The organism is Eubacterium maltosivorans (genome assembly GCF_002441855.2).
Lineage (GTDB): Bacteria > Bacillota > Clostridia > Eubacteriales > Eubacteriaceae > Eubacterium > Eubacterium maltosivorans.
Genome location: NZ_CP029487.1, coordinates 3,674,458 through 3,694,026, shown reverse-complemented (window position 1 = coordinate 3,694,026; position 19,569 = coordinate 3,674,458). Strand labels below are relative to the sequence as shown.

Below are 19,569 nucleotides of genomic sequence, written 5' to 3'. Positions count from 1 at the left end.
TTGTCTCCTTTATACTGTTTTGCATTCTAAAATTAATCTCAATACTGTATTGGCCTGATGTCCGGCGCAGATGGCAACCCTCGGTGCCATTAGGCCGCAGCCTGGCTCGGCTGCGGTTTCCCCATCCCCGCAAAGGTAAAAGTTTTCCATCACACGGCGCGTTTTGATCTGGTTGCCGCTCCCGTATCCCGCCATGCCCGACGCCGCCACAAGGGCCTTTTCCGGGCACTGCGTAAGCAGGGTATTCACCAGCATTGCCTTGGCCTCGGGGTTGTCAAAGGCCTCGCAGACAATGGGGTCCTCTTTAAAAAGCGCTGGAGCGTTCTCCCTGGTTACCCGCAGTGTCTCAGCCACCACCCGCACAAAGGGATTGACCTCGGCGATCTCCTGCTTCAGCGCCTCGGCCTTGGCCATACCCAGATGGCTGACCCGGTACTGCTGCCGGTTCAGGTTACTGGGCTCCACCACGTCAAAGTCCACCAGATGCAGGGTTCCCACACCGGTGCGCGCCAGACCGAGGGCAATGTTTGAGCCAAGTCCGCCAAGGCCAGCCACAGCCACCCGGGCCTTCCTGACCTTTTCATGCACGCCAGGCGTGTGGCGGGCACAGAGCATTTCCTCCAGGCAGTCCTCTGGCGGCAGTTTCCCTTTCTCGATGGTGGTTATCACGTCTCCCTTATGTAAAGGGATATCTTCGCCGCTCTGGTAGCCATTCAGGATCACCACCCGGTTTTCACTGGTAAACCCCAGCTCTCTGCAGAGCGCGTACAGGCTCTCCGCCTTTGTTTCATAGCCCTTTCCATTCAGCCTTATCCACATCTCAGCCACCGCCCACAAAGCAGACGATCTCCATTCGGTCTCCGTCTTTTAACGTTCTGGTCTCATAGGCATCCTTTGGTACAATTTCACCGTTCAGCTCTACGGCCACCCGGCTGTGCTCATAGCCCGACTGATCTAAAAAGGCCTTCAAGCACAGACCGTCTGTACAGGGACAGGTTTTGTCATTCACTGTGATCATCCTTTTCCTCCTTAAATTAAAAAAGCAAAAAAAGCCTCACGAAGTTCTACACCCGCGGTGGTGTACCCCTTCGTGAGGCTTTTTCTGCTCACTCTGCTTAATAAGATAGCACAGTTTTTTTTAAGTGTCAAGTTTTATACAAACCGGGACGTAACGTTTTATTACTTCCCAAAACGCCAACCCGTATCGCCGTGATACGGGTTGGATTTTGACTCACAGCATCAACCGGCCTTTTGTCTGCGCTGTTTCCACGCGCCGGCTGCCACCGCAGTGGTCACAAACGCCAGGACCAGGGCCGCGCCGCCGGCCTGACGTGCATTGGCTGCCGTCCCGGTATGCGGGTTAAGCGCCTCTGCTTTCTCCTGCGTTTCAGGCTTTACAGGCTCTGGCTCCGGTTTTGGCTGCGGCTGCGGTGTCTCGTTGATGGTCAGTTTTTCCTTCACCTCCGCATTCACCGCAATGTCGCCGCTGTAATTATTGACCAGCACATCGTCGGCATCTCCGATCCGGATGCCATGGGGGCCGTCTGGAAGAAGGTCAAATACCAGCGCGCCGTCTCCATCCAGAACACCGGTCTGAACAGCACCGCCATCGACCTGATACTCGACGGTTTTTCCGGCCAGGCTGCCCATCTCGGCGGGGCCTGTCACTTTAATCGAAACCGCGTAAGGCTTGGGCTCGTAAGCGCCTGCAGTCTGGATTCTTCCCTGTGAGGGAGGTGCCAGGAAGCTGCCGCCGCCCTCTGCAGTCAGCCTGGTCAGGTGATCGCGGAACACTTCCTCCAGGCTTCCGCCCTCACCCACACTGGGCAGACCCACCAGCATACTGTAACCGTCGCCGCCGGCGATCTCGTAATCGTTGGAGCAGAGGACGATTTTTGTGGTGGTGTCATCCCGGCTCAGCGGCTCACTGCTGCCGTCCAGATATATGGCGGTCACCCGGCTGCCTTCCTCGCCTGCCTGAGTATCTCTCGGGGGCTTTCCGGGATCATAGGTAAAGGACATGCCGCTGATCTGGGGAAAACAGCCTCCCTGTCCGGATATCAGCCCGGTTTCCGGGTCCTGGGAGACTACCTTGCTCACACCGTTTTCCATGGCTTCGTACAAAATGGCCGGTGTGACCTCTTTAAAGGCCAGGGTATTGCCAAAGGGCAGGACGTTGATACTGTCGCCCACAGTGATGGCGCCCCGCTTGATGGTGGCCCGCACACCGCCGCCGTTTTCCAGCGCTACGATGGGCAGATTTTTATAGGGGCTGTCCTTGTACGCGTCGCTGGCCAGCAGCTCCCTTGCCTCCTGGGCCATAGCGTCTGCGATGAGGCTGCCCAGATTGATCTCTCCGACTCGTGCGATGTTACTGCTGCCAACCCAGCCTCCCCACAGAGCGGTGCGGGTATTGCCAATGACGGGCTTTAGTTTTTCCTCATTGGCAGCCACAAGCTGGTCTGCCAGGGCAGTCACTGCAGGGTCTGGATTATAAACCTTAAAAGCGGTCTCCGCGTCGATGAGCTTACCGGAAACAGTATTTGTGCCGTTGTCCATTGTCACATTGATCTTACCGATGTTTTTGGAGCTGCTGCCAGTCTGCTCGATCAAAATGCCACTTTGGGGTTCTACTTCTGAATAGACAGTGTGGCTGTGGCCGTCAATGATCATATCCAGCCCGCTGCCGGCGCCGAGGGCTTCGGCCAGGCCGACGCTGCTGTTTTCTTTGCTGGTGGACGGGTCCACGCCCAGATGGGCCAGACAGATAATGACCTCTGCGCCCTGGGCCTTCAGGGTGGCAATCATCTCCCGGGCCACAGGCTCTACGGGGTTAAAGGCAATGCCCTCAATTCCCTTCGGGTTGGTCTTGGTGGCGGTTTCAGGCGTAGTGACGCCAAAAATCCCGATTTTTACGCCGTCTCTTTCAATGATGGTATACTGGCCGTTGTTGGTCTGGGTGCCGCCCGCGTAGGGAATGCCCTCCAGGATAGGCCGGCCGGTATCCTTATAAACCGTATTGGCGGACAACACAGGAAAATCCGCGTTTCTCACATTTTCAAGCAGAACGTCCTGCCCGTAATCAAATTCATGGTTGCCAAGGACCATGGCGTCGTATTTTGCCGCGTTCATCAGAGTAATGACATCCGCGCCCTGGCTCAGCGCGGCCAGGGTACCGCCCTGAGTTGCATCTCCGGCGTCCACCAGCAGGGTATTTTCAGCTTTTTCGGTGGCCTCCCGAACACCAGCGGTCTCGTCCGCCCCAATGGTGCTGGTGCCGCTGCTGACCAGCGCGCCGTGCATGTCGTTGGTGTGGAGAACGGTCAGGTTTTTCGGCGCGTTTTCCGCCGCGGGAATAACCGTTTCTATATCCGCCGCGGCCGGCGCTGTGTTTTCTTCCAGGGCTTCTGTCCCTTCCTGAGCTGCTCCAGTGGCTTCTGCCACCTGAGCAAAAGCCGGCGTTATGGGCATCGCTCCGATAACAAGCATCAACGCCAGCGCAAGGGCTGTGATACTTTGGCTCAGACAATGTCTTTTCCTCTTAAACATTTTTCCTCTCCTCTCTGCTTTTACAGATGTTTGATTTTATTATACTCAGGCGCCCTTCTGTTTTCAAGAAAATGCTGTACTTCGTTCAGATTCTTAAAAACGCCGTCAGCTCCCTCGTAGATATGAGCATCCGGTTCCCGAAGATCCTCCACAAAAAACACCGGGATTCCGCCTGACCGGGCCGCCGCAAACCCGGAATAGGCGTCCTCCAGCACCAGGGCCACCCCAGGCGCTATGCCCAGGGCCGCGCAGGTTTTTAAAAAGATTTCTGGATCCGGCTTACTCTTTTCCACCTCCTCACCGGATGTAATGTGGTCAAAATGGTGTGGAAGTTCGGTGATCTTGAGGTAGTGGTCGATCATCTCCCGGTCACTGGAGGACGCGATGGCGGTTTTAATTCCCTGCCCAGCCAAATATTTTAACAGGCTGACCAGCCCCGGCTTAATGATCCCGGCGCCCTGCTCGTTGACAAGCTCCCGTTTGATCTCATGGGAGCGGCGGTGCCACTGCTCAATGGGCGCGCCGGCTCCAAAATACTGGGAAAAAAGCGCACGCACGCCTTTTTTACCCAGTCCCAGCTTCTTCCTTGTAATGTCCATGGTATAGCGAAAGCCATTTTCTTCCCCAGTCCGGGTCCATGCCTCGTGGCTCAGCCGCTCCGTGTCAAACATGAGGCCATCCATATCAAAAATAACCAGCTCTGGTTTTTTATTTATCATGCTCACTCTCTTTTCTAATGTAATATGGCCTTATTCTATCACAAACAAACGGTACTTTAAAGCAAAAAACAAAGGGTATCGCAGCGATACCCTTTGAAAACAAAAAAAGATACAACCTGTCAGACATTGCATCCGGCAGGATTGTATCTATTTATCTTAAATTAATGGGGGACCTGTGTTAGTGACGCAGTCAGACTTTAGCTTTCTGCGAATAGGTGGTATGGAGCAGCTCGTGCGCTTTGTGACCGCCCGGTTCACCAAGGAATTCGTCATAAATCCGGATGACGGAGGGGTTCTGGTGGGATTTCCGGTATTTTTTGCCGGCATCCTCACTGTAAAGGGCCTTTGCTCTCTCGGCACGGATATCCACTTCCATTTTCCGTTTTGCGGAGATAATGGGCTGTCCGCCGCCGTTGACACAACCGCCTGGGCAGGCCATAAGCTCGATGAAATGATAATCCTTGAATTCACCGCTCTTAATGCCTTCCATAACCTTACGGATATTGGAGCCCCCGCTGGCAACCGCTACTTTAACGGTCATATCAGGGGTTACTTCCACTTCTGCGGTCTTAAGACCATCGACGCCGCGGACGGCTTCGTAGTCAATTTCCTGAATATCCTTGTCATTTAAGACGTCGGCCACTGTACGGACCGCGGCTTCCATGACGCCGCCGGTTGCGCCGAAGATAACAGCAGCGCCGGAGTAATCACCGTAATACGGGTCAAATTCTTCGTCAGGCAGTGCCGGGAAATCCAGACGGGCTTCCTTGATCATTCTGGCCAGCTCGCGGGTGGTGATGGAGATATCCACATCCTGATTGCCATCCACACTCAGCTCGTCGCGCTGTACCTCGTATTTTTTCGCGGTACACGGCATTACTGAGACGACGACCAGATCCTTGGGATCAATACCGTTCATTTCGGCATAGTGGCTCTTTAAGAGCGCGCCAGTCATATTCTGAGGTGATTTACAGCTGGAAAGATGCGGGATCATTTCCGGATAATAGGTTTCGATCATCTTGATCCATCCTGGTGAGCAGGAGGTGATCATGGGCAGGACACCGCCGTTTTTCACACGGTTGATCAGCTCGGTGCCTTCTTCCATGATGGTGACGTCAGCGCCGAAATCGGTGTCGAAAACACCGTCAAAATTCAGTCTTCTCAGGGCTGCTGCCAGTTTCCCGGTAACATTGGTTCCCATGGGGAGGCCAAATTCTTCGCCGAGGGCAGCTCTTACTGCCGGCGCAGACTGAACCACAACGGTTTTGGTCGGATCGCCCAGAGCGTCCCATACCCTGTTGATGTCGCTTTTTTCTTTCAGAGCGCCAACCGGGCAGTTGACAATGCACTGGCCGCAGTTAATACAGCCGACTTCTGCGATGGATTTATTGAATACTGGCTGTACCTGGGAGGTAAAGCCGCGGCCTACAGCGCCCAGAACGCCGATTTTCTGTACTTTATTACAGATGGCCAGACAGCGCTTGCACAGCACGCATTTGGATTCGTCACGCACGATGGACGGTGACAGGTCGTCGATGTGATGGCCGGATTTTTCGCCTTCAAAAGGAATGTCGCTGATGCCCAGATCTTTCGCCAGGCTCTGCAGTTCACAGTTTTCGCTGCGGATACAGGTGGTACATTCGCGGTGGTGGTTGGATAAAATCAGCTCCAGGTTCACACGTCTTGCCTTTCTGGCTCTCGGTGTGTTGGTGAGCACTTCGATTCCAGGCGCTACCGGATAAACACAGGCCGCCTGGAGCGCTTTCGCGCCGACCACTTCTACCAGGCACATACGGCAGGCACCAATTTCATTAACGTCCTTTAAATTACATAAAGTCGGAATATCAATATTGTGTCTTCTGGCTGCTTCTAAAACCGTAATCCCTTCTGGAACGGTGATTTCCATATTATTTATTTTAAATGTTACATCGCTCATAGTCATTTATCCTCCGATCAGGCTTTCGCAATCGCGTTAAACGGGCAGGCTTCAATACAGGCGCCACATTTCACGCACTTCGCTGCGTCGATAACATGCGGTTTTTTCTTTTCGCCGGTGATCGCGTCGCCCGGACACTTCTTGGCACAGATACCGCAGCCTTTACATTTTTCTTCGTCGATGACATAGTTCAGCAGGTTACGGCAGACGCCGGCCGGACATCTCTTTTCGTAGATGTGGGCTTCATATTCATCTCTGAAATATTTGATGGTGGATAATACCGGGTTCGGGGCTGTCTGGCCCAGGCCGCAGAGCGCGGAAGCCTTGATACCTTCTGCCAGTTCTTCAAGACGTTCGATATCGCCTTCTTCACCCTTGCCGTCACAGATACGTTCGAGGATTTCAAGCATACGCTTTGTACCAATACGGCACGGCGGGCACTTACCACAGGATTCGTCCTGGGTAAAATCGAGGAAGAAACGGGCAACGTCAACCATACAGTTGTCTTCATCCATAACGATGAGACCGCCGGAGCCCATCATGGCGCCGATACTGATGAGGTTGTCATAATCGATGGGGATATCCAGCTCGGAGCTTGGGATACACCCGCCGGAGGGGCCGCCTGTCTGGGCTGCCTTGAAGGCCTTGCCGTTGGGAATACCGCCGCCGATTTCATAAATAACTTCTCTGAGTGTTGTCCCCATGGGGATTTCAAGAAGACCGGTGTTGTTAATTTTACCGCCAAGGGCAAATACCTTGGTGCCTTTGGATTTTTCTGTACCAACAGAAGCGAAGGATTCCGCACCTTCTAAGATAATGGTCGGAATATTCGCGTAGGTTTCAACGTTGTTCAGAACCGTCGGACGTTCAAAAAGACCCTTGTTAGCCGGGAACGGCGGTCTTGGTCTTGGTTCGCCACGTTTACCTTCGACAGAGTTCATGAGCGCGGTTTCCTCACCGCAGACAAAAGCGCCGGCGCCCAGACGGATTTCCAGATCAAAGCTGAAGTCTGTGTCGAAGACATTGTCCCCTAGCAGGCCGTAGTCTTTTGCCTGGTCGATGGCAATCTGGAGACGCTTAACAGCGATCGGGTACTCAGCACGGACATAGACATAGCCTTTCTGCGCGCCGATAGCGTAAGCGGCAATGGCCATGGCCTCAATAAGGCGGTGCGGGTCACCTTCCAGAACGGAACGGTCCATAAACGCGCCAGGGTCACCTTCATCGGCGTTACAGGCTACGAATTTTACCCCGTCCGGTGAATCAGCGTTGTAAGCGAACTGCCATTTTAAACCAGTTGGGAAACCGCCGCCCCCACGGCCGCGGAGTCCGGAAGCCTTGACTTCGTCGATAACTTCCTGAGGCGTCATTTTGAACAGTACCTTTTCGAGGGCCATATAACCGTCAAAAGCAATATATTCTTCAATGTCTTCAGGGTCGATAACGCCGCAGTTGGCAAGCGCAATACGTTTCTGTTTTTTATAAAAACCGAGTTCATTGATTGAAAGCGGATGTTCGCCTTCTTTCTTTTCGGAGTAGATCAGTCTTTCCAGCGGACGGCCTTTTACCAAATGTTCTTCAACCAGTTCTGGAATATCACTTGGTTCGACACGGCTGTAGAAAGTGCCTTCAGGATATACGATTACAACAGGACCAAGCTCACACAGGCCAAAACAACCCGTTATGACAAGTTCAACTTCGTCCATTAATTCATGTTTGATCAGTTCTTTTTTGAATTCTTTTACCAGTGTCTGGGAGCCGGAAGATGTACAGCCAGTCCCACCACAAAGCAGAATCTGCGAGCGTTTAAAAGCCATTTACCTTCCTCCTTATGCCTGTTTGACGGGTTCGATGACTTTTCCGTCAACGATGGTCATGGTGTATTCTTCGACTACTTTGCCGTTTTTCAGATGTTCGTCCACAATGCGCTGTACTTTTTCCGGCGTCATTTTGACATAGGTAACCTTTTCACCTTCCGGATTGTAAACTTCGACAATGGGTTCAAGACGGCAAACGCCAATACAGCCAGTCTGGGCAACGGTAACGTCCTTTAAGCCCTGTGTTTCCACTTCTTCCATTAATTTGACCATAACAGGTCTGGCACCGGCGGCGATCCCACAGGTTGCCATCCCAACAACCACACGGTAGCCATCTTTGCCTTTTCTCAGATTAATTTCTTCAAGTTTCTTGCTTCTGATCGCTTTTAATTCTTCTAAGGATTTCTTCATTTTACTCCTCCGTAATTTCTTCGAGTCCTTCTTCAACATAGCCCCTGATCCAGTTTAAAACATCCGGATCATTCATGAGGCTGTCTTCCCCGAGAATCTCCTTGATCTCTCTTGAGTCAAATACAAATTCACGCTCGTTATACCTCTGTACATATACAAGCTCAGCCTCCCCAAAGGACATGAGCATGGTGATAACACTGTCGGGCATATTTCCCAGCGGCATCCGGTCAATGTGGTCATAGGCGAAAGATGCGTAAACCCGCGTTCCTACATTTTCCTCTGACTGGATCTCAAACCGGCCGTCACAGCCTTCGGCCGCATCCTTAAACAGCGAAAGACCAAGGCCTACACGCCTTGTGGTCCGCGTGGTTACAAAAGGATCGGTAATATTTGGCAGCTTATCGGCTGGTATTCCCTTACCATTATCCTCAATGATAATCTCAAGCAGATTATCGTCTACGTTTTCATTAATGGTTAATTTTACCAGACTTGCGCCCGCCCGAATGGAATTCTGTGTAATGTCCAGTATATGCAGCGATAACTCTTTCATGGTTAAGCCCTAATCAGTATTTTGCGAGAATGTCTTTTACTTCGTTTACACTCAAGCGTCCGTAGACATCTTCATTGATACTCATAACCGGAGCCAGACCGCAGGCGCCTACACAACGCGTTGCGTCGACTGAGAACTTGCCGTCCTCTGTGGTGTCGCCAACAGCCAGACCAAGGGTATCGGTAACCTTGTCCAGAATAGCCTGAGAGCCTTTTACATAGCACGCTGTCCCCAAACAGACGCCAATTTTGTACTTGCCCTTTGGCTTTAAGGTAAACTGGGAGTAAAATGTTGCTACCCCATACACTTCTGTTAAAGGAATATCGAGTTCATCTGCAATGGTTTGCTGCAGCTCGATGGGCAGATAACCGTATTTTTCCTGTGTTTCCTGCAGAATCTGCATCAGACAGCCTGGAACGTCACGGTGTTCAGCAACGATTTCCTTTACAACATCCAAATTGTCAATAGGTACTAATTCAGCCAACTTAAATCCTCCTCTTGTTTTCGCAATCCTCATTTATTGCTCAATTTTTACTATTCTATTATAGCACAGTCTTCGTTATTTACTTAACATTTTTAAATGTAATCTTTTACCTTAAATATTAGCTTAAGAACACGTTCGAACAAGAAAATACCAGTATATACAAGTTAAAATATTACTCTTTCCCATTTTTGACCCTAAAAAAACAGAACTGTTTTTTTCAGGCGCTTTCAAAATAGCAATTTTTTACCTTTATTCTGTTGTTCCGCCTAAATATTCAATCAAAGTGGATTTTCTTAAATCTGGCAGATCAATGAAATATTCACGTTCGGCCATGTCCTCCAGCTGATGGGCGTCGGAGCCGTGAATAAACTGGTATTCCCTGAAAAAACGAAACTTCTTTTTTGCCTCTTCCACAGTCGTTGCCTTGGACAGTTCCACAGTCTTTACCGGCAGATCCGGCGGGATAAACCCCAGTGATACCATAATACTGTAGGATTTCCTGTCGATGTGGGCTGGTACGATAATCCCGCCCAGCGGCTTAACCATTTCGGCCAGCTCATCAATGCCAATATCCGTCGCTGAGATCAGCAGCTTGTCCACTTCACCGGTAATCTCATCCTCAGCGTCTAAAATGTACTGTGGGCCAAAATAATCGGGTTTATTGGGGATATCCGGCAGATGCTCATACAAGATGGCATCCAGCGCCATCGCACCCTCCAGGGTATCAAAATATGCCAGAATATGGGCTTCCTCCTTGGTGGTTACCTCGATGCCCGGCAGCACGCACAGGCCCTCGCCCTTTGCCACTTCAAAAAGGGCGGGCAGGTTTTTAGCGGTATTATGATCGGTCAGCGCAATGTAGTCAACCTCCTTCAGCAGAGCCATGCCCACGATGTTGTTAGGGGTCATGCCCATATCGCCGCAAGGTGACAGGACAGAGTGCATGTGCAGATCAATGGCGACAGTGCTCATTTCAGATGCCTTTTTCTCCCAGGAAGGTACAAACCTGATAAGCGTTCATTTCAGTGGTAATGATCGGAATATTTTCCTCCGTAGCCTTGGCCAGGGTGTCTTCTTCAATTTCCGCGCCCTCAGGAATAATAATGCAGGCCATCTCTAAAAGTGTCGCCACAGCGATGATATTCATGTGCGTCTGGATCGTCACCCACGCGCAGTTATTATCCGCATTGGCCATCACCCAGCTCAGCAGGTCGCCCACGTAGCCGCTCTCGATCTCACGGTCCAGGGATACAGTATCGTTGGCGCAGACAAAGCGTTCGTCCGCCAGCAGTTCTTTTACGTTCATTTTTCCTCCTCGGTTTCCTCATTATTTTCATTTTTATTCTTCATGGGATGCCCCACTTGAAGCAGTTCACTTGTGAGCTTTGAAAGCTCCAGAACACGGTCCTTCAAAACGAAGACACAGTCAATCTCACGGGCATTGCCCATAACGATGTCCTCGGCCAGCGCCCGGCAGCCCGGCGCGCCGCAGGAGCCGCAGTCCAGCCCCGGAAGTTTGGCTTCCAGTTCCTCGATGGCATGCATTTTTTTGATGGCCTCTCCCATATCCTCATCCAGAGGCTTGGGGCCGCGCGGCATCAGCTTTTCCTTCTGATGCATCATGCCGGTATTGTACAGGTTTTTGATATAGGCCTCCTCCAGATGCTTATGGGAATCCATGCGCTCCAGCTTAGCTCTCTCCTCAATATACATTTTGGCCACAAAATTATTCTCTACGGTCAGACAGCCGCCAACGCAGCCGCCCAGACAGGCGAGCCCCTCAAAAAAATCGATGTTGTCAAGCTTGCCATTTTCAATCTCCTCAAGGACCTTGATGACATTGGAAATTCCGTCCACATGCAGCACTTTTTTGTTTTTCAGATAGCTGCTCTCCCCGCCGGACACTGCCCAGCTGAAGCCCTCAGCCGATGAATTATGAATCCCATCCTCCACCTCGACAGTTTTCATGGCGCCCATCAGCGGCGCGTAAATATCCTTGATGGCAATGGCGCCGTCAATGGTTGAAAACAAATCGTCGCTTGGCAGCGGGTTGCTCACCTCTGTGGCCTTGGCGGCGCAGGGTGTTATAAAGAATATCCCGATATCCTCACTCCTGAGTTTTTTACTCTCAATCAAACGTTTTCGCGTAATCCTCGCGGTCAGCCCCATGGGCGCCTTCAGCCGGTTAATGTTGCCTGTCAGCTCCGGAAAACGCACCTGAATCAGCTTCGCCACCGCCGGACAGGCCGATGAAATCATCGGCTTCGGATAGTGTTTGGCTGTAAACTCATACTTGATGGCCCGGCCGATGATCTCGGCGCCAAAGGCCACCTCCACAATTTCGTCAAAGCCCAGTGATTTGAGCGCTGATAAAATGCGGTCGATGGAGTATTTCATCTTAAACTGCCCCAGCAGCGTCGGCGCCGGAATGGCGACCGTGTACTTATAGTCCTTGATTTTGGAGAGCGGATCGGTTTTTGCCATTTTCGCGTGGTGCGGGCAGACCCGGATACACTCGCCACAGTCAATGCACTTTGACTCGATGATCTTGGCCTTGCCCTCCCGCACGCGGATAGCGCCGGTCGGACAGGATCTCAGACAGGTTGTGCACCCCAGGCACTTGTCTTTATCCAGATACACCGAATGCATTAATTTATCCATCAGTTTCACCTCATCCCCCAGATTTTACAATTTGAAATACATCTTTATTTTTGTTCCTTCTCCTACCTTTGAATGTATCTCAAAGTCATCTGCATTTTTTTCCATATTCGGCAGCCCCATCCCTGCGCCAAAGCCCATTTCACGGACCTTGTCACTGGCGGTTGACCATCCCTCGGTCATCGCCAGATCCACATTGGGAATCCCTGGCCCCACATCCTCCAGACGCAGGGTTACAGCGTTTTCATCCACCTCTAAAATGATCTGCCCGCCGTCGGAATGGATGGCGATATTCATCTCGCCCTCATATCCGGCAATGGCGATATGGCGGATCACCTTGCTGCTGATGCCGAGCTGCTGGAGGCTCCGCTTTATTTTGCGTGAAGCCTCACCGGCCTTTTCAAAATCTCCCTTTTCTACATCAAATACCAATTCATAGCTCATTTTTCGGTATTGCCCCCTTAAGTCCGTTGTGGTATAAGATTCCGCAGGATTCAAACAGCGGGTAATCGGTGGTCATGATCAGCATGTCAATGTCCTCGGCCATTTCCAGCAGCTCCTCACCCGGCACCTTGCTTCTGACAAAAACAATGCTGTGCATGTTTGCCATGTCCACGGTATTAAAAACCTGCTTGTTCACAAGCCCGGTGAGCAGTATGCCATCCTCCTTGGCGTACCGAAGCACATCGCTCATGAGGTCGCAGCCGCAGGCTACGTACACATCCTCATCCAGATGCTCTTCTCCTGTTAAAACCCGTGCGTTCAGTAGTTCCTTGACTTCCTGTAACTTCATTTTTGTTCTCCCCTCAAAAATTACTTAAAGATATTTGGTCGTGTGATGCCTTTGGGGCTCAGGGGCATGTTTTTCACACAGACGTAAAACACACGCCCCTTTGGCCCTGGCGTCATAAAATAATGCCGCTGTAGCTCAGCTCATTATGGTCCAGAATCCGTTTTTCATCGCCGCTGCAGGTAAACAGCAGAACCTGCTGTCCCTGGCTGATATTCCAGAGAAAGCGTACCGCTTCGGTTTTTCTCGCCAGATCATACTGCACAAACGGGTCGTCCAGCACAAAGGGCAGGGATTTGTCAAATTCAAGCACATTGCCCACGCCAAAGCGCAGCGCAAAGTAAATCTGGTCGATGGTGCCGCCGCTCAGCTTCTCAATATCCAGAAGATCGCCGTTTTCCGGGCTCACAACCCTCACCTGAAGCTTGTCATCAATTTTAACTTCCTTATATTTACGGGTGATGCTGTGCAGCACATCGCCGATTTTATCATTGAGCACCGGCGCGCAGTCATAATGCGTTTCCTTGGAGAGCCGGCCGAAGATATCCAGCGCCATATCGCAGGCCCGGAGGTCTTCTTCATATTCACTGATCTGATTTTTAAGGGTTTCGATTTTTTCCCGGGTTTCCACCGGATTGCTCACACTGCTGATGAGCATGCTGTTTTCACCCTGAAGCCTGGAAACCTCCTGGTTAAAGGCCAGCAGCGCTTCGCGGGCGCGGATCTTTTCACCGTCCGGCGCCACCATGATAACAGGATTGTCCTCCTCACCGGCGTCGGGGTCAACCTTAATCATATTGCCGCCGCCCAGCTCATCGTAAAGGCGCTTATTGGCCGCAAGCTCTGCCCGGACCTTTTCAAGCTCACTTTTATACTGGCAGCCCTCGTTGTAGGCTTCGATGTTTTCCACACCGGCCTCTTCCAGCTCTTCGCTCAGCTCCATTTCAAAGCTTGCCTGGTTGTCGAGAACCTCTTCCAGCTCTTTTTTCTTGTTCTCAACCTGTGTGAGGAACACATTTTCATCCATGGTCAGCTTGTCAAGACGGTTAAAAATTTCCTCGGCCTTACGCACAAAAGCTTCATATTCTTCCGGAGTATTTTTGCCGTATTTCTGCAAAATGGCTTCCACAGCACTCAGCGGCACCTCATCGTATTCCTCCTGCATGTCCTCCGCAGTTTCAGGCTCCAGACCGCCCGGTGATTTCATTTTGTAGATCATCAGAGCCGCGCCGCCCAGTCCCAAAAACCAGCCCAGGAAGTTCACAAATACCAGCACTGCGCCGGTGAGAAAGTTCCCCGGATTAATGGCGGTGACCAGCACCAGAATGGCGCCCAGCACCATGAGCAGAATGAGCATGCCGTTGGATACCCGGTTCAGGGTAGAGACCTGCACTTCAATATGCTCCTGCTCCCGCTCGATCACGCTGGGGTTTTCCAGCGCGTACTGGTACTTCTGATAATCCATCTGCACCTCGTTGCGGCTCAGCCCCTTCAGGCTGCGCTTAATGCGGTTGCAGCGGCCGGTAATATCCTGACATTTGCTCTCAAGCGCTTCAATTTCGCGGGACAGCGTCTTGATGCGCTCCCCGGCCCCTTCCAGATTGCTCTGCAAGATTTTAAGCCGCCCGTAGGTGCGGGTGTCAAAGTCCTCGTATTTTTCAAGCTCTGCCAGGCGGCTGCTGAGCGCCTCACCCTCGCTTCTGATCTCACGGACCTTTTCACGCATGTTTTTAAGCTCCTCGCGGGTCTTGGCCTGTGTTTTTTCGGACTGGTTCCGGCATTTGCTCTGGGCTGCCTCGATTTTTTTCTTATACTGCTGGATACGCTTCTGGTTTTTCTGAATCACATTGTAGACACGCTCGCCCTCGTCCAGTGCCCGCTCCAGATCCTTAAGCTCCCGCACGGCCATACCGTAGTTGGATTTGCTCTGGCCATAGTTTCCGATGGATTTTTTCTTATTTTCCAGATAGCCCATGACGCGGTTGAGCGAGATCTCCTCCTTCTGGGCGGTTCCCAGCTCAATGAGGCGGTCGTTCACTTCCTTTGCCAGGTCGGCATCGGAGGCGGAGGCCATCTGCTTGATGTTCACGGTGTTATTATACACCACAGAGTTAATCTTCAGATCGCCCAGCGGCAGATTCTGCCGGGTGACGTTATCGTAGGGATAAAGGGCGGTGATGTCCTCCCCGGTGACGTTGTCATAAATTTTAACCCCGTCCTGCTTTTTCAGAAAGTCGCGCTCAATCCGGATTTCCCGGCCGTCGTCCTGCTCCATGACCATGGCGCCGCAGTAGGTGTCACTGCCCCATGGCTTAAAGCGCTCGAACTCCTCGGAGTAGGTCCGCTTTTTGCGGTAGGGCTTGTAAAACCCGAACAGCATCCCTTCAATAAAGTGCTGCACCGTGGATTTTCCAGCTTCGTTTTCACCATAGACCAGGTTAAACCCATCGTCAACCTCAATGACCCGGTCCTTAAATTTTCCAAAAGATGTCAGTATCAGCGTTTTTATTTTCATAGAATTACCTTTTCCTTTAATATCCCTTCCAAACCGTAGTACAGGGCTTTTTTAGTGATGGGAGACGCTTCCTCAAGAAGCATCTCCTGTATGAATTTACCGATCATATTGTCCCTGTTTTCCTTGAGCAGCAGGTCAATATCCAGATCGATTTCGAGCTCCTTGTCGTTCAGTTCAAAATAGTAAAAGGACGGCTGTAATTCATCCTTAAGCCAGTCCACAGAAACCTCCGGGTCCACATAGCCTTTCAGGGTAACCCGGTAGTAGTTCTTCATCCGGTTTTCCTCTGTATCACAGGCGAGAATCCGGTCCTTGATCGTATCAAAGCTCATCTCGGGTGTTACCTCAACTTCCAGATCCACGTAGCGGCGCTTCTGGATGGGTACAAACTCACTGACACATTTGTGCGTGTCGATCTTGCCGACGATGACGCCGTGATCACCGCTCTCGCCAAAACTCAGTCCTTCCGGGCTGCCGCAGTAGGCGGCGGTCTCAGTCAGATACTCTGGCTTGTGGATATGGCCCAGGGCCACATAATCAAAATTGGAAAAATCCGATACGTCGATGGGCAGGTAATCGGTCTGCCTGCTGTAGGCGTCGCCGTGAAGCATCAGAATATTATTGCACTCCGGATTAACGGCGATCCCCCGCGGAAAGGGCAGGTCGGTATAGGCTTTTTTGACCCAGGACATGCCATAGACCTCGGTTTTAAGGTCTGGAAAATAGACGGATTCCAGTTTGCCGGTTTTAAACAGGGTCACGTTGTCTGGCCAGTCCACCAGGCCGAAAAGGGACAGACTGCTGTAACAGTCATGATTGCCCGCGCAGATAACCACCCGGGTGGTGGTGAGGCGTGAGAACTTTTCCGCCACCCGCTCAATTTCCATCATGTCCACTTCATCGGAGTCGAAAAGATCCCCGGCGATCAGCAGCAGGTCGATCTGGTTCTTTTCTGCGGTATTGAGTATTTTTTCAAAGGTCTCCCAGAGGTCCAGCCGTTTATTTTTCCCGTATATGTCTCCACGCCGGTTAAAATGGAACTGGCGGCCCATGTGCAAATCACCTGTATGTATGAAAGATACCTTCATCTAAGTTGCCTCCAATGCGAATATTTGTTCTTAAATTATACCATGATACAAGGCAATTGAAAACGAAAAAGTTCAAAATCGCCCAGGTTTCCGATGTTATTCTTGTACTATTATAAAATAAAGCGGCTTTAAAGGCAAATTTCTGCGCCTTTTCCTTAGATTGGCCGCTGGCGCCGCCAGCGCTTTATTTTAAATTTAAAAAAGTCTCCCGGTCAGGGAGACTCAGAAAGGGCTACTTAGTCGTACAGCGTTCCCAGCATCATTGCCAGGGCCATGGAGTTGACTTTCGCGTCGGCGGAGTCAGCTCTGGAGGTGAGCACCGCCGGTTTGGCGGTTCCCATGATCACCGCGCCGCTCTGGGCGCCGGCCATGTAGGTCATGGTTTTCCAGAAAATATTACCTGCCTGCAAATTGGGCATGAGCAGGATATCCGCCTGTCCTGCCACCGGGCTGATAACGCCCTTATGCCTGACTGAATGCTCGGAAATCGAAAGGTCCATGGACAGGGGGCCGTCAATCACACAGCCCTTGATCTGGCCGCGCTCATTCATTTTTGACAGAATAGCCGCGTCGATGCCGTCAGGCATATTGTCGTTAACGGTTTCCACCGCGCTCACACAGGATACCTTCGGATGGCGGCAGCCCAGCGCGTTTGCCAGTCTTGTGGCATTGCCGATCATCTCGATTTTATCCTTCAGGCTCGGCGCAACGATCATGCCACAGTCTGTTGCCAGAATCATCCGGTCCAGGTGCGGCGCTTCAAAGGCAGTTACCGCGTTTAAAAGCTTGCCGGTCCGCAGCCCATGATCACGGTTCAGAATCGCCTGCAAATAGGTTTTGGTCTGAAGGAGCCCCTTCATCAGGATATCGGCCTCGCCGTCTCTTACCCTGGCCACTGCCAGCGCCGCGGCGCGCTTCTCATCCTTTTCGTCCACAATGGTGTTTTCGCTGAGATCACAGCCAACCTCCTTGGCATATTGCTTGATCTTATCAGCGTCCCCCACCAAAATCGCCCGACCAAAGCCGTGCTCGTTCATGATCTTTATGGTCTCCAGAACCACTTTATCACCTGCGGCCGCAACCGCAACCACCTTTTTACGTACTCTGGCCATTTCGGTCAGCCGATCCTTTATTTCATCAAAACGGTACATTGTAAAACCTCGCTTTCATTCTATCTGTAATGTCTTTCGATGTAAAAATTGAAGAGTCATGTTATAATGTAATCTATACCCATTTTTAAGCAAAAAAGTAAAAAAAGATTCAAAAAGAATAAAAAAAAGGAGCGAAATATGCAATACCGTCCATTTAAAGACCTCGAACTCTCTCAGCTGGGCTTTGGCGCCATGCGTTTTCCCATTCAATACGACAACGAAAAGCTGATCGACGAAAAGGAAGCGGGCCAATGCCTTCAGGCCGCCATCGACGCGGGCGTCAATTATTTTGACACAGCCTGGCCCTACCACAAACAGGCCAGCGAGCCTTTTTTAGGAAAATTTCTGGCTGAGACAAAGCAGCGGGACAAGGTGCAGCTTGCCACTAAGCTCCCATGCTGGCAGTGCCATGACCCGGCCGACGCCGACAACTATCTGGAGGAGCAGCTCAGACGGCTTCAAACCGACCATATTGATTTCTACCTGCTCCACGCTCTGGATGGTTACCGGTTCAAAAAGCTTCTGGAGCTGGGGATCATCGACTTTATGGATCGGGCAAAGGCCTCTGGAAAGGTGCGCTATCTCGGCTTCTCCTTCCACGATCTCAGCGCTGAATTCGAACCGATTTTGGACGCTTATCCCTTTGATTTTGTCCAGATCCAGCTCAATTACATGGACGAAAGCTTTCAGGCGGGGCTTGCCGGCCTGAAAGCCGCCCACGAACGCGGCATGGGGGTCATGATCATGGAGCCCCTGCGTGGCGGCCAGCTGGCGGCAAAGCCAGAAGGCGATCTGGCAGACCTCTGGCAGGGCTTTGACACTGCCCTTACCCCGCCGGAGCTCGGGTTTAAATATTTGTACAATATGCCCGAGATCACCTGTGTGCTCAGCGGAATGTCAAACCTCAGCCAGGTGCGGGAAAACATCGCCGCCGCCGAAAAATACACCCCTGGCTGCCTGACAGAGGACGAAAAGGAGATGATTGAAAGGCTCCGAAGCTTTTACAGAGGCCGTATGAAGGCAGACTGCACAGGATGCCGCTACTGTAACGGCTGCCCCCAGATCATCCCGATCCCGTCGATTTTCAAATATTATAATGAAGCCTTTATGTACGGCGATGTGGCAGCCTCCCGGAAGAAATACCGAACCAATGTCAAGAACAAACTCAAGGCCGACCACTGCACAGACTGCGGCCAGTGTGAGGAGCACTGCCCTCAGAGCCTTGAGATCCGGGCGCTTTTGAGGGAAGCCCATGCTTTTCTGATGGATGAGGATTAGCAGATAATATGGGATTTTTATTGTTGATGCCCTTTTTCCTCATCCGATTCGGGCTTTTGGCCCTGCTGGATAAAGGGGCAGTAGCCCGCGCCGCCCATTTTGCGCCGCTTTTAAAGAAGGAAAAACCAGCCTATTGGATTTACCAGATCACTAACGCGGCCATTTTTCTTTACCTGTTCTTTTTGAAAATTAAGTTCACGCCGGCAGCATTGTTTTATGCCGGCGCGGCGGTCTACTCTGCCGGGACCCTCCTGCTGGCTGTGTCAATGGTCAATTTTGCGTCCCCGTCGGAAAGCGGCGTTAATCAGAACGGACTTTACCGGCTGTCGCGCAATCCCATGTATGTGGCGTATTTCATCTTTTTTCTGGGCTGCGCGCTGCTCACCCAGTCCTGGCTGCTGCTTGGCTTTGTCATTGTTTTCCAGGGTTCTGCCCATTCAATCATCCGTTCAGAGGAGCGCTGGTGCCTCACGCAGTTTGGAGACACGTACCGCCAGTATATGAAAAAAGTCCGGCGTTATCTTTAAGTTCTGAGGACCAATAAAAACTCAACCCGTATCGCAGCGATACGGGTTGAGTTTTTTGAGGACGTAACCTTTCGTTACTCCCTTTAACAGGTCAGA

The 19,569-nt window shown here is 51.5% G+C and carries 19 protein-coding genes; 2 read left to right on the top strand and 17 right to left on the bottom strand.

Features of this window, described 5'->3' with window-relative positions; genetic code table 11:
* Nucleotides 1–9: 9 nt before the first annotated feature.
* The 17 genes from thiF to CPZ25_RS16985 all read right to left on the bottom strand — a co-directional run bounded on the left by thiF (nucleotide 10) and on the right by CPZ25_RS16985 (nucleotide 17,668).
* Nucleotides 10–819, bottom strand: coding sequence for a sulfur carrier protein ThiS adenylyltransferase ThiF (thiF, locus tag CPZ25_RS17065; RefSeq protein ID WP_096920335.1), 810 nt, complete (start codon nucleotides 817–819; stop codon nucleotides 10–12).
* A 1-nt stretch (nucleotide 820) separates the two neighbouring features.
* Nucleotides 821–1,018 (bottom strand): sulfur carrier protein ThiS, encoded by a 198-nt coding sequence (gene thiS, locus CPZ25_RS17060; RefSeq protein WP_096920090.1) that lies wholly within the window; start codon nucleotides 1,016–1,018, stop codon nucleotides 821–823.
* Between the two features lie 221 nt (nucleotides 1,019–1,239).
* A complete protein-coding gene (locus CPZ25_RS17055; RefSeq protein WP_096920091.1) occupies nucleotides 1,240–3,549 on the bottom strand; it encodes a bifunctional metallophosphatase/5'-nucleotidase in 2,310 nt (769 codons plus the stop codon).
* Between the two features lie 20 nt (nucleotides 3,550–3,569).
* Entirely contained in the window at nucleotides 3,570–4,268 is a 699-nt protein-coding gene (locus CPZ25_RS17050) for an HAD family hydrolase (RefSeq protein ID WP_096920092.1), read from the bottom strand.
* Nucleotides 4,269–4,458: 190 nt separating this feature from the next.
* Nucleotides 4,459–6,204 (bottom strand): NADH-dependent [FeFe] hydrogenase, group A6, encoded by a 1,746-nt coding sequence (locus CPZ25_RS17045; RefSeq protein ID WP_423245032.1) that lies wholly within the window; start codon nucleotides 6,202–6,204, stop codon nucleotides 4,459–4,461.
* A 17-nt stretch (nucleotides 6,205–6,221) separates the two neighbouring features.
* Nucleotides 6,222–8,021: an NADH-ubiquinone oxidoreductase-F iron-sulfur binding region domain-containing protein gene (locus CPZ25_RS17040; RefSeq protein WP_074617656.1), complete on the bottom strand. Its 1,800-nt coding sequence runs from the start codon at nucleotides 8,019–8,021 to the stop codon at nucleotides 6,222–6,224.
* Between the two features lie 12 nt (nucleotides 8,022–8,033).
* Nucleotides 8,034–8,432 carry a (2Fe-2S) ferredoxin domain-containing protein gene (locus CPZ25_RS17035; protein WP_038352188.1) on the bottom strand — a complete coding sequence of 133 codons (399 nt, stop codon included), beginning with the start codon at nucleotides 8,430–8,432 and terminating at the stop codon, nucleotides 8,034–8,036.
* Nucleotide 8,433: 1 nt separating this feature from the next.
* Nucleotides 8,434–8,982 (bottom strand): ATP-binding protein, encoded by a 549-nt coding sequence (locus CPZ25_RS17030; RefSeq protein WP_058695692.1) that lies wholly within the window; start codon nucleotides 8,980–8,982, stop codon nucleotides 8,434–8,436.
* Between the two features lie 13 nt (nucleotides 8,983–8,995).
* Nucleotides 8,996–9,466, bottom strand: coding sequence for an NADH-quinone oxidoreductase subunit NuoE (gene nuoE, locus CPZ25_RS17025; protein WP_058695693.1), 471 nt, complete (start codon nucleotides 9,464–9,466; stop codon nucleotides 8,996–8,998).
* 249 nt (nucleotides 9,467–9,715) lie between these two features.
* Nucleotides 9,716–10,438: a PHP domain-containing protein gene (locus CPZ25_RS17020; protein WP_096920094.1), complete on the bottom strand. Its 723-nt coding sequence runs from the start codon at nucleotides 10,436–10,438 to the stop codon at nucleotides 9,716–9,718.
* Nucleotide 10,439: 1 nt separating this feature from the next.
* Nucleotides 10,440–10,772 (bottom strand): DRTGG domain-containing protein, encoded by a 333-nt coding sequence (locus CPZ25_RS17015; RefSeq protein WP_074617654.1) that lies wholly within the window; start codon nucleotides 10,770–10,772, stop codon nucleotides 10,440–10,442.
* On the bottom strand, nucleotides 10,769–12,127 hold the full coding sequence (locus CPZ25_RS17010; RefSeq protein ID WP_058695696.1) for a [Fe-Fe] hydrogenase large subunit C-terminal domain-containing protein: 1,359 nt from the start codon (nucleotides 12,125–12,127) through the stop codon (nucleotides 10,769–10,771). Before CPZ25_RS17010 ends, CPZ25_RS17015 begins: the two co-directional genes overlap by 4 nt.
* Before the next feature lie 24 nt (nucleotides 12,128–12,151).
* Nucleotides 12,152–12,568, bottom strand: a complete 417-nt coding sequence (locus CPZ25_RS17005; RefSeq protein ID WP_058695697.1) for an ATP-binding protein — start codon at nucleotides 12,566–12,568, stop codon at nucleotides 12,152–12,154.
* Nucleotides 12,558–12,917, bottom strand: coding sequence for a hypothetical protein (locus CPZ25_RS17000; protein ID WP_058695698.1), 360 nt, complete (start codon nucleotides 12,915–12,917; stop codon nucleotides 12,558–12,560). Before CPZ25_RS17000 ends, CPZ25_RS17005 begins: the two co-directional genes overlap by 11 nt.
* Before the next feature lie 112 nt (nucleotides 12,918–13,029).
* Complete coding sequence (locus CPZ25_RS16995) at nucleotides 13,030–15,429, bottom strand: ATP-binding protein (RefSeq protein WP_096920095.1); 2,400 nt, start codon at nucleotides 15,427–15,429, stop codon at nucleotides 13,030–13,032.
* The gene (locus tag CPZ25_RS16990) at nucleotides 15,426–16,517 is read right to left on the bottom strand and encodes a metallophosphoesterase family protein (protein WP_058695700.1); all 1,092 of its coding nucleotides are present in this window, start codon (nucleotides 16,515–16,517) and stop codon (nucleotides 15,426–15,428) included. The genes CPZ25_RS16995 and CPZ25_RS16990 overlap by 4 nt, the downstream gene beginning before the upstream one ends.
* 236 nt (nucleotides 16,518–16,753) lie before the next feature.
* Complete coding sequence (locus tag CPZ25_RS16985) at nucleotides 16,754–17,668, bottom strand: bifunctional enoyl-CoA hydratase/phosphate acetyltransferase (RefSeq protein WP_058695701.1); 915 nt, start codon at nucleotides 17,666–17,668, stop codon at nucleotides 16,754–16,756.
* A gap of 138 nt (nucleotides 17,669–17,806) precedes the next feature.
* Here CPZ25_RS16985 and CPZ25_RS16980 point away from each other — a divergent pair, with 138 nt between their 5' ends.
* The gene (locus tag CPZ25_RS16980; protein ID WP_096920096.1) at nucleotides 17,807–18,946 is read left to right on the top strand and encodes an aldo/keto reductase; all 1,140 of its coding nucleotides are present in this window, start codon (nucleotides 17,807–17,809) and stop codon (nucleotides 18,944–18,946) included.
* Between the two features lie 8 nt (nucleotides 18,947–18,954).
* Nucleotides 18,955–19,473 (top strand): methyltransferase family protein, encoded by a 519-nt coding sequence (locus tag CPZ25_RS16975; protein WP_058695703.1) that lies wholly within the window; start codon nucleotides 18,955–18,957, stop codon nucleotides 19,471–19,473.
* The last annotated feature ends 96 nt before the right edge of the window (nucleotides 19,474–19,569 follow it).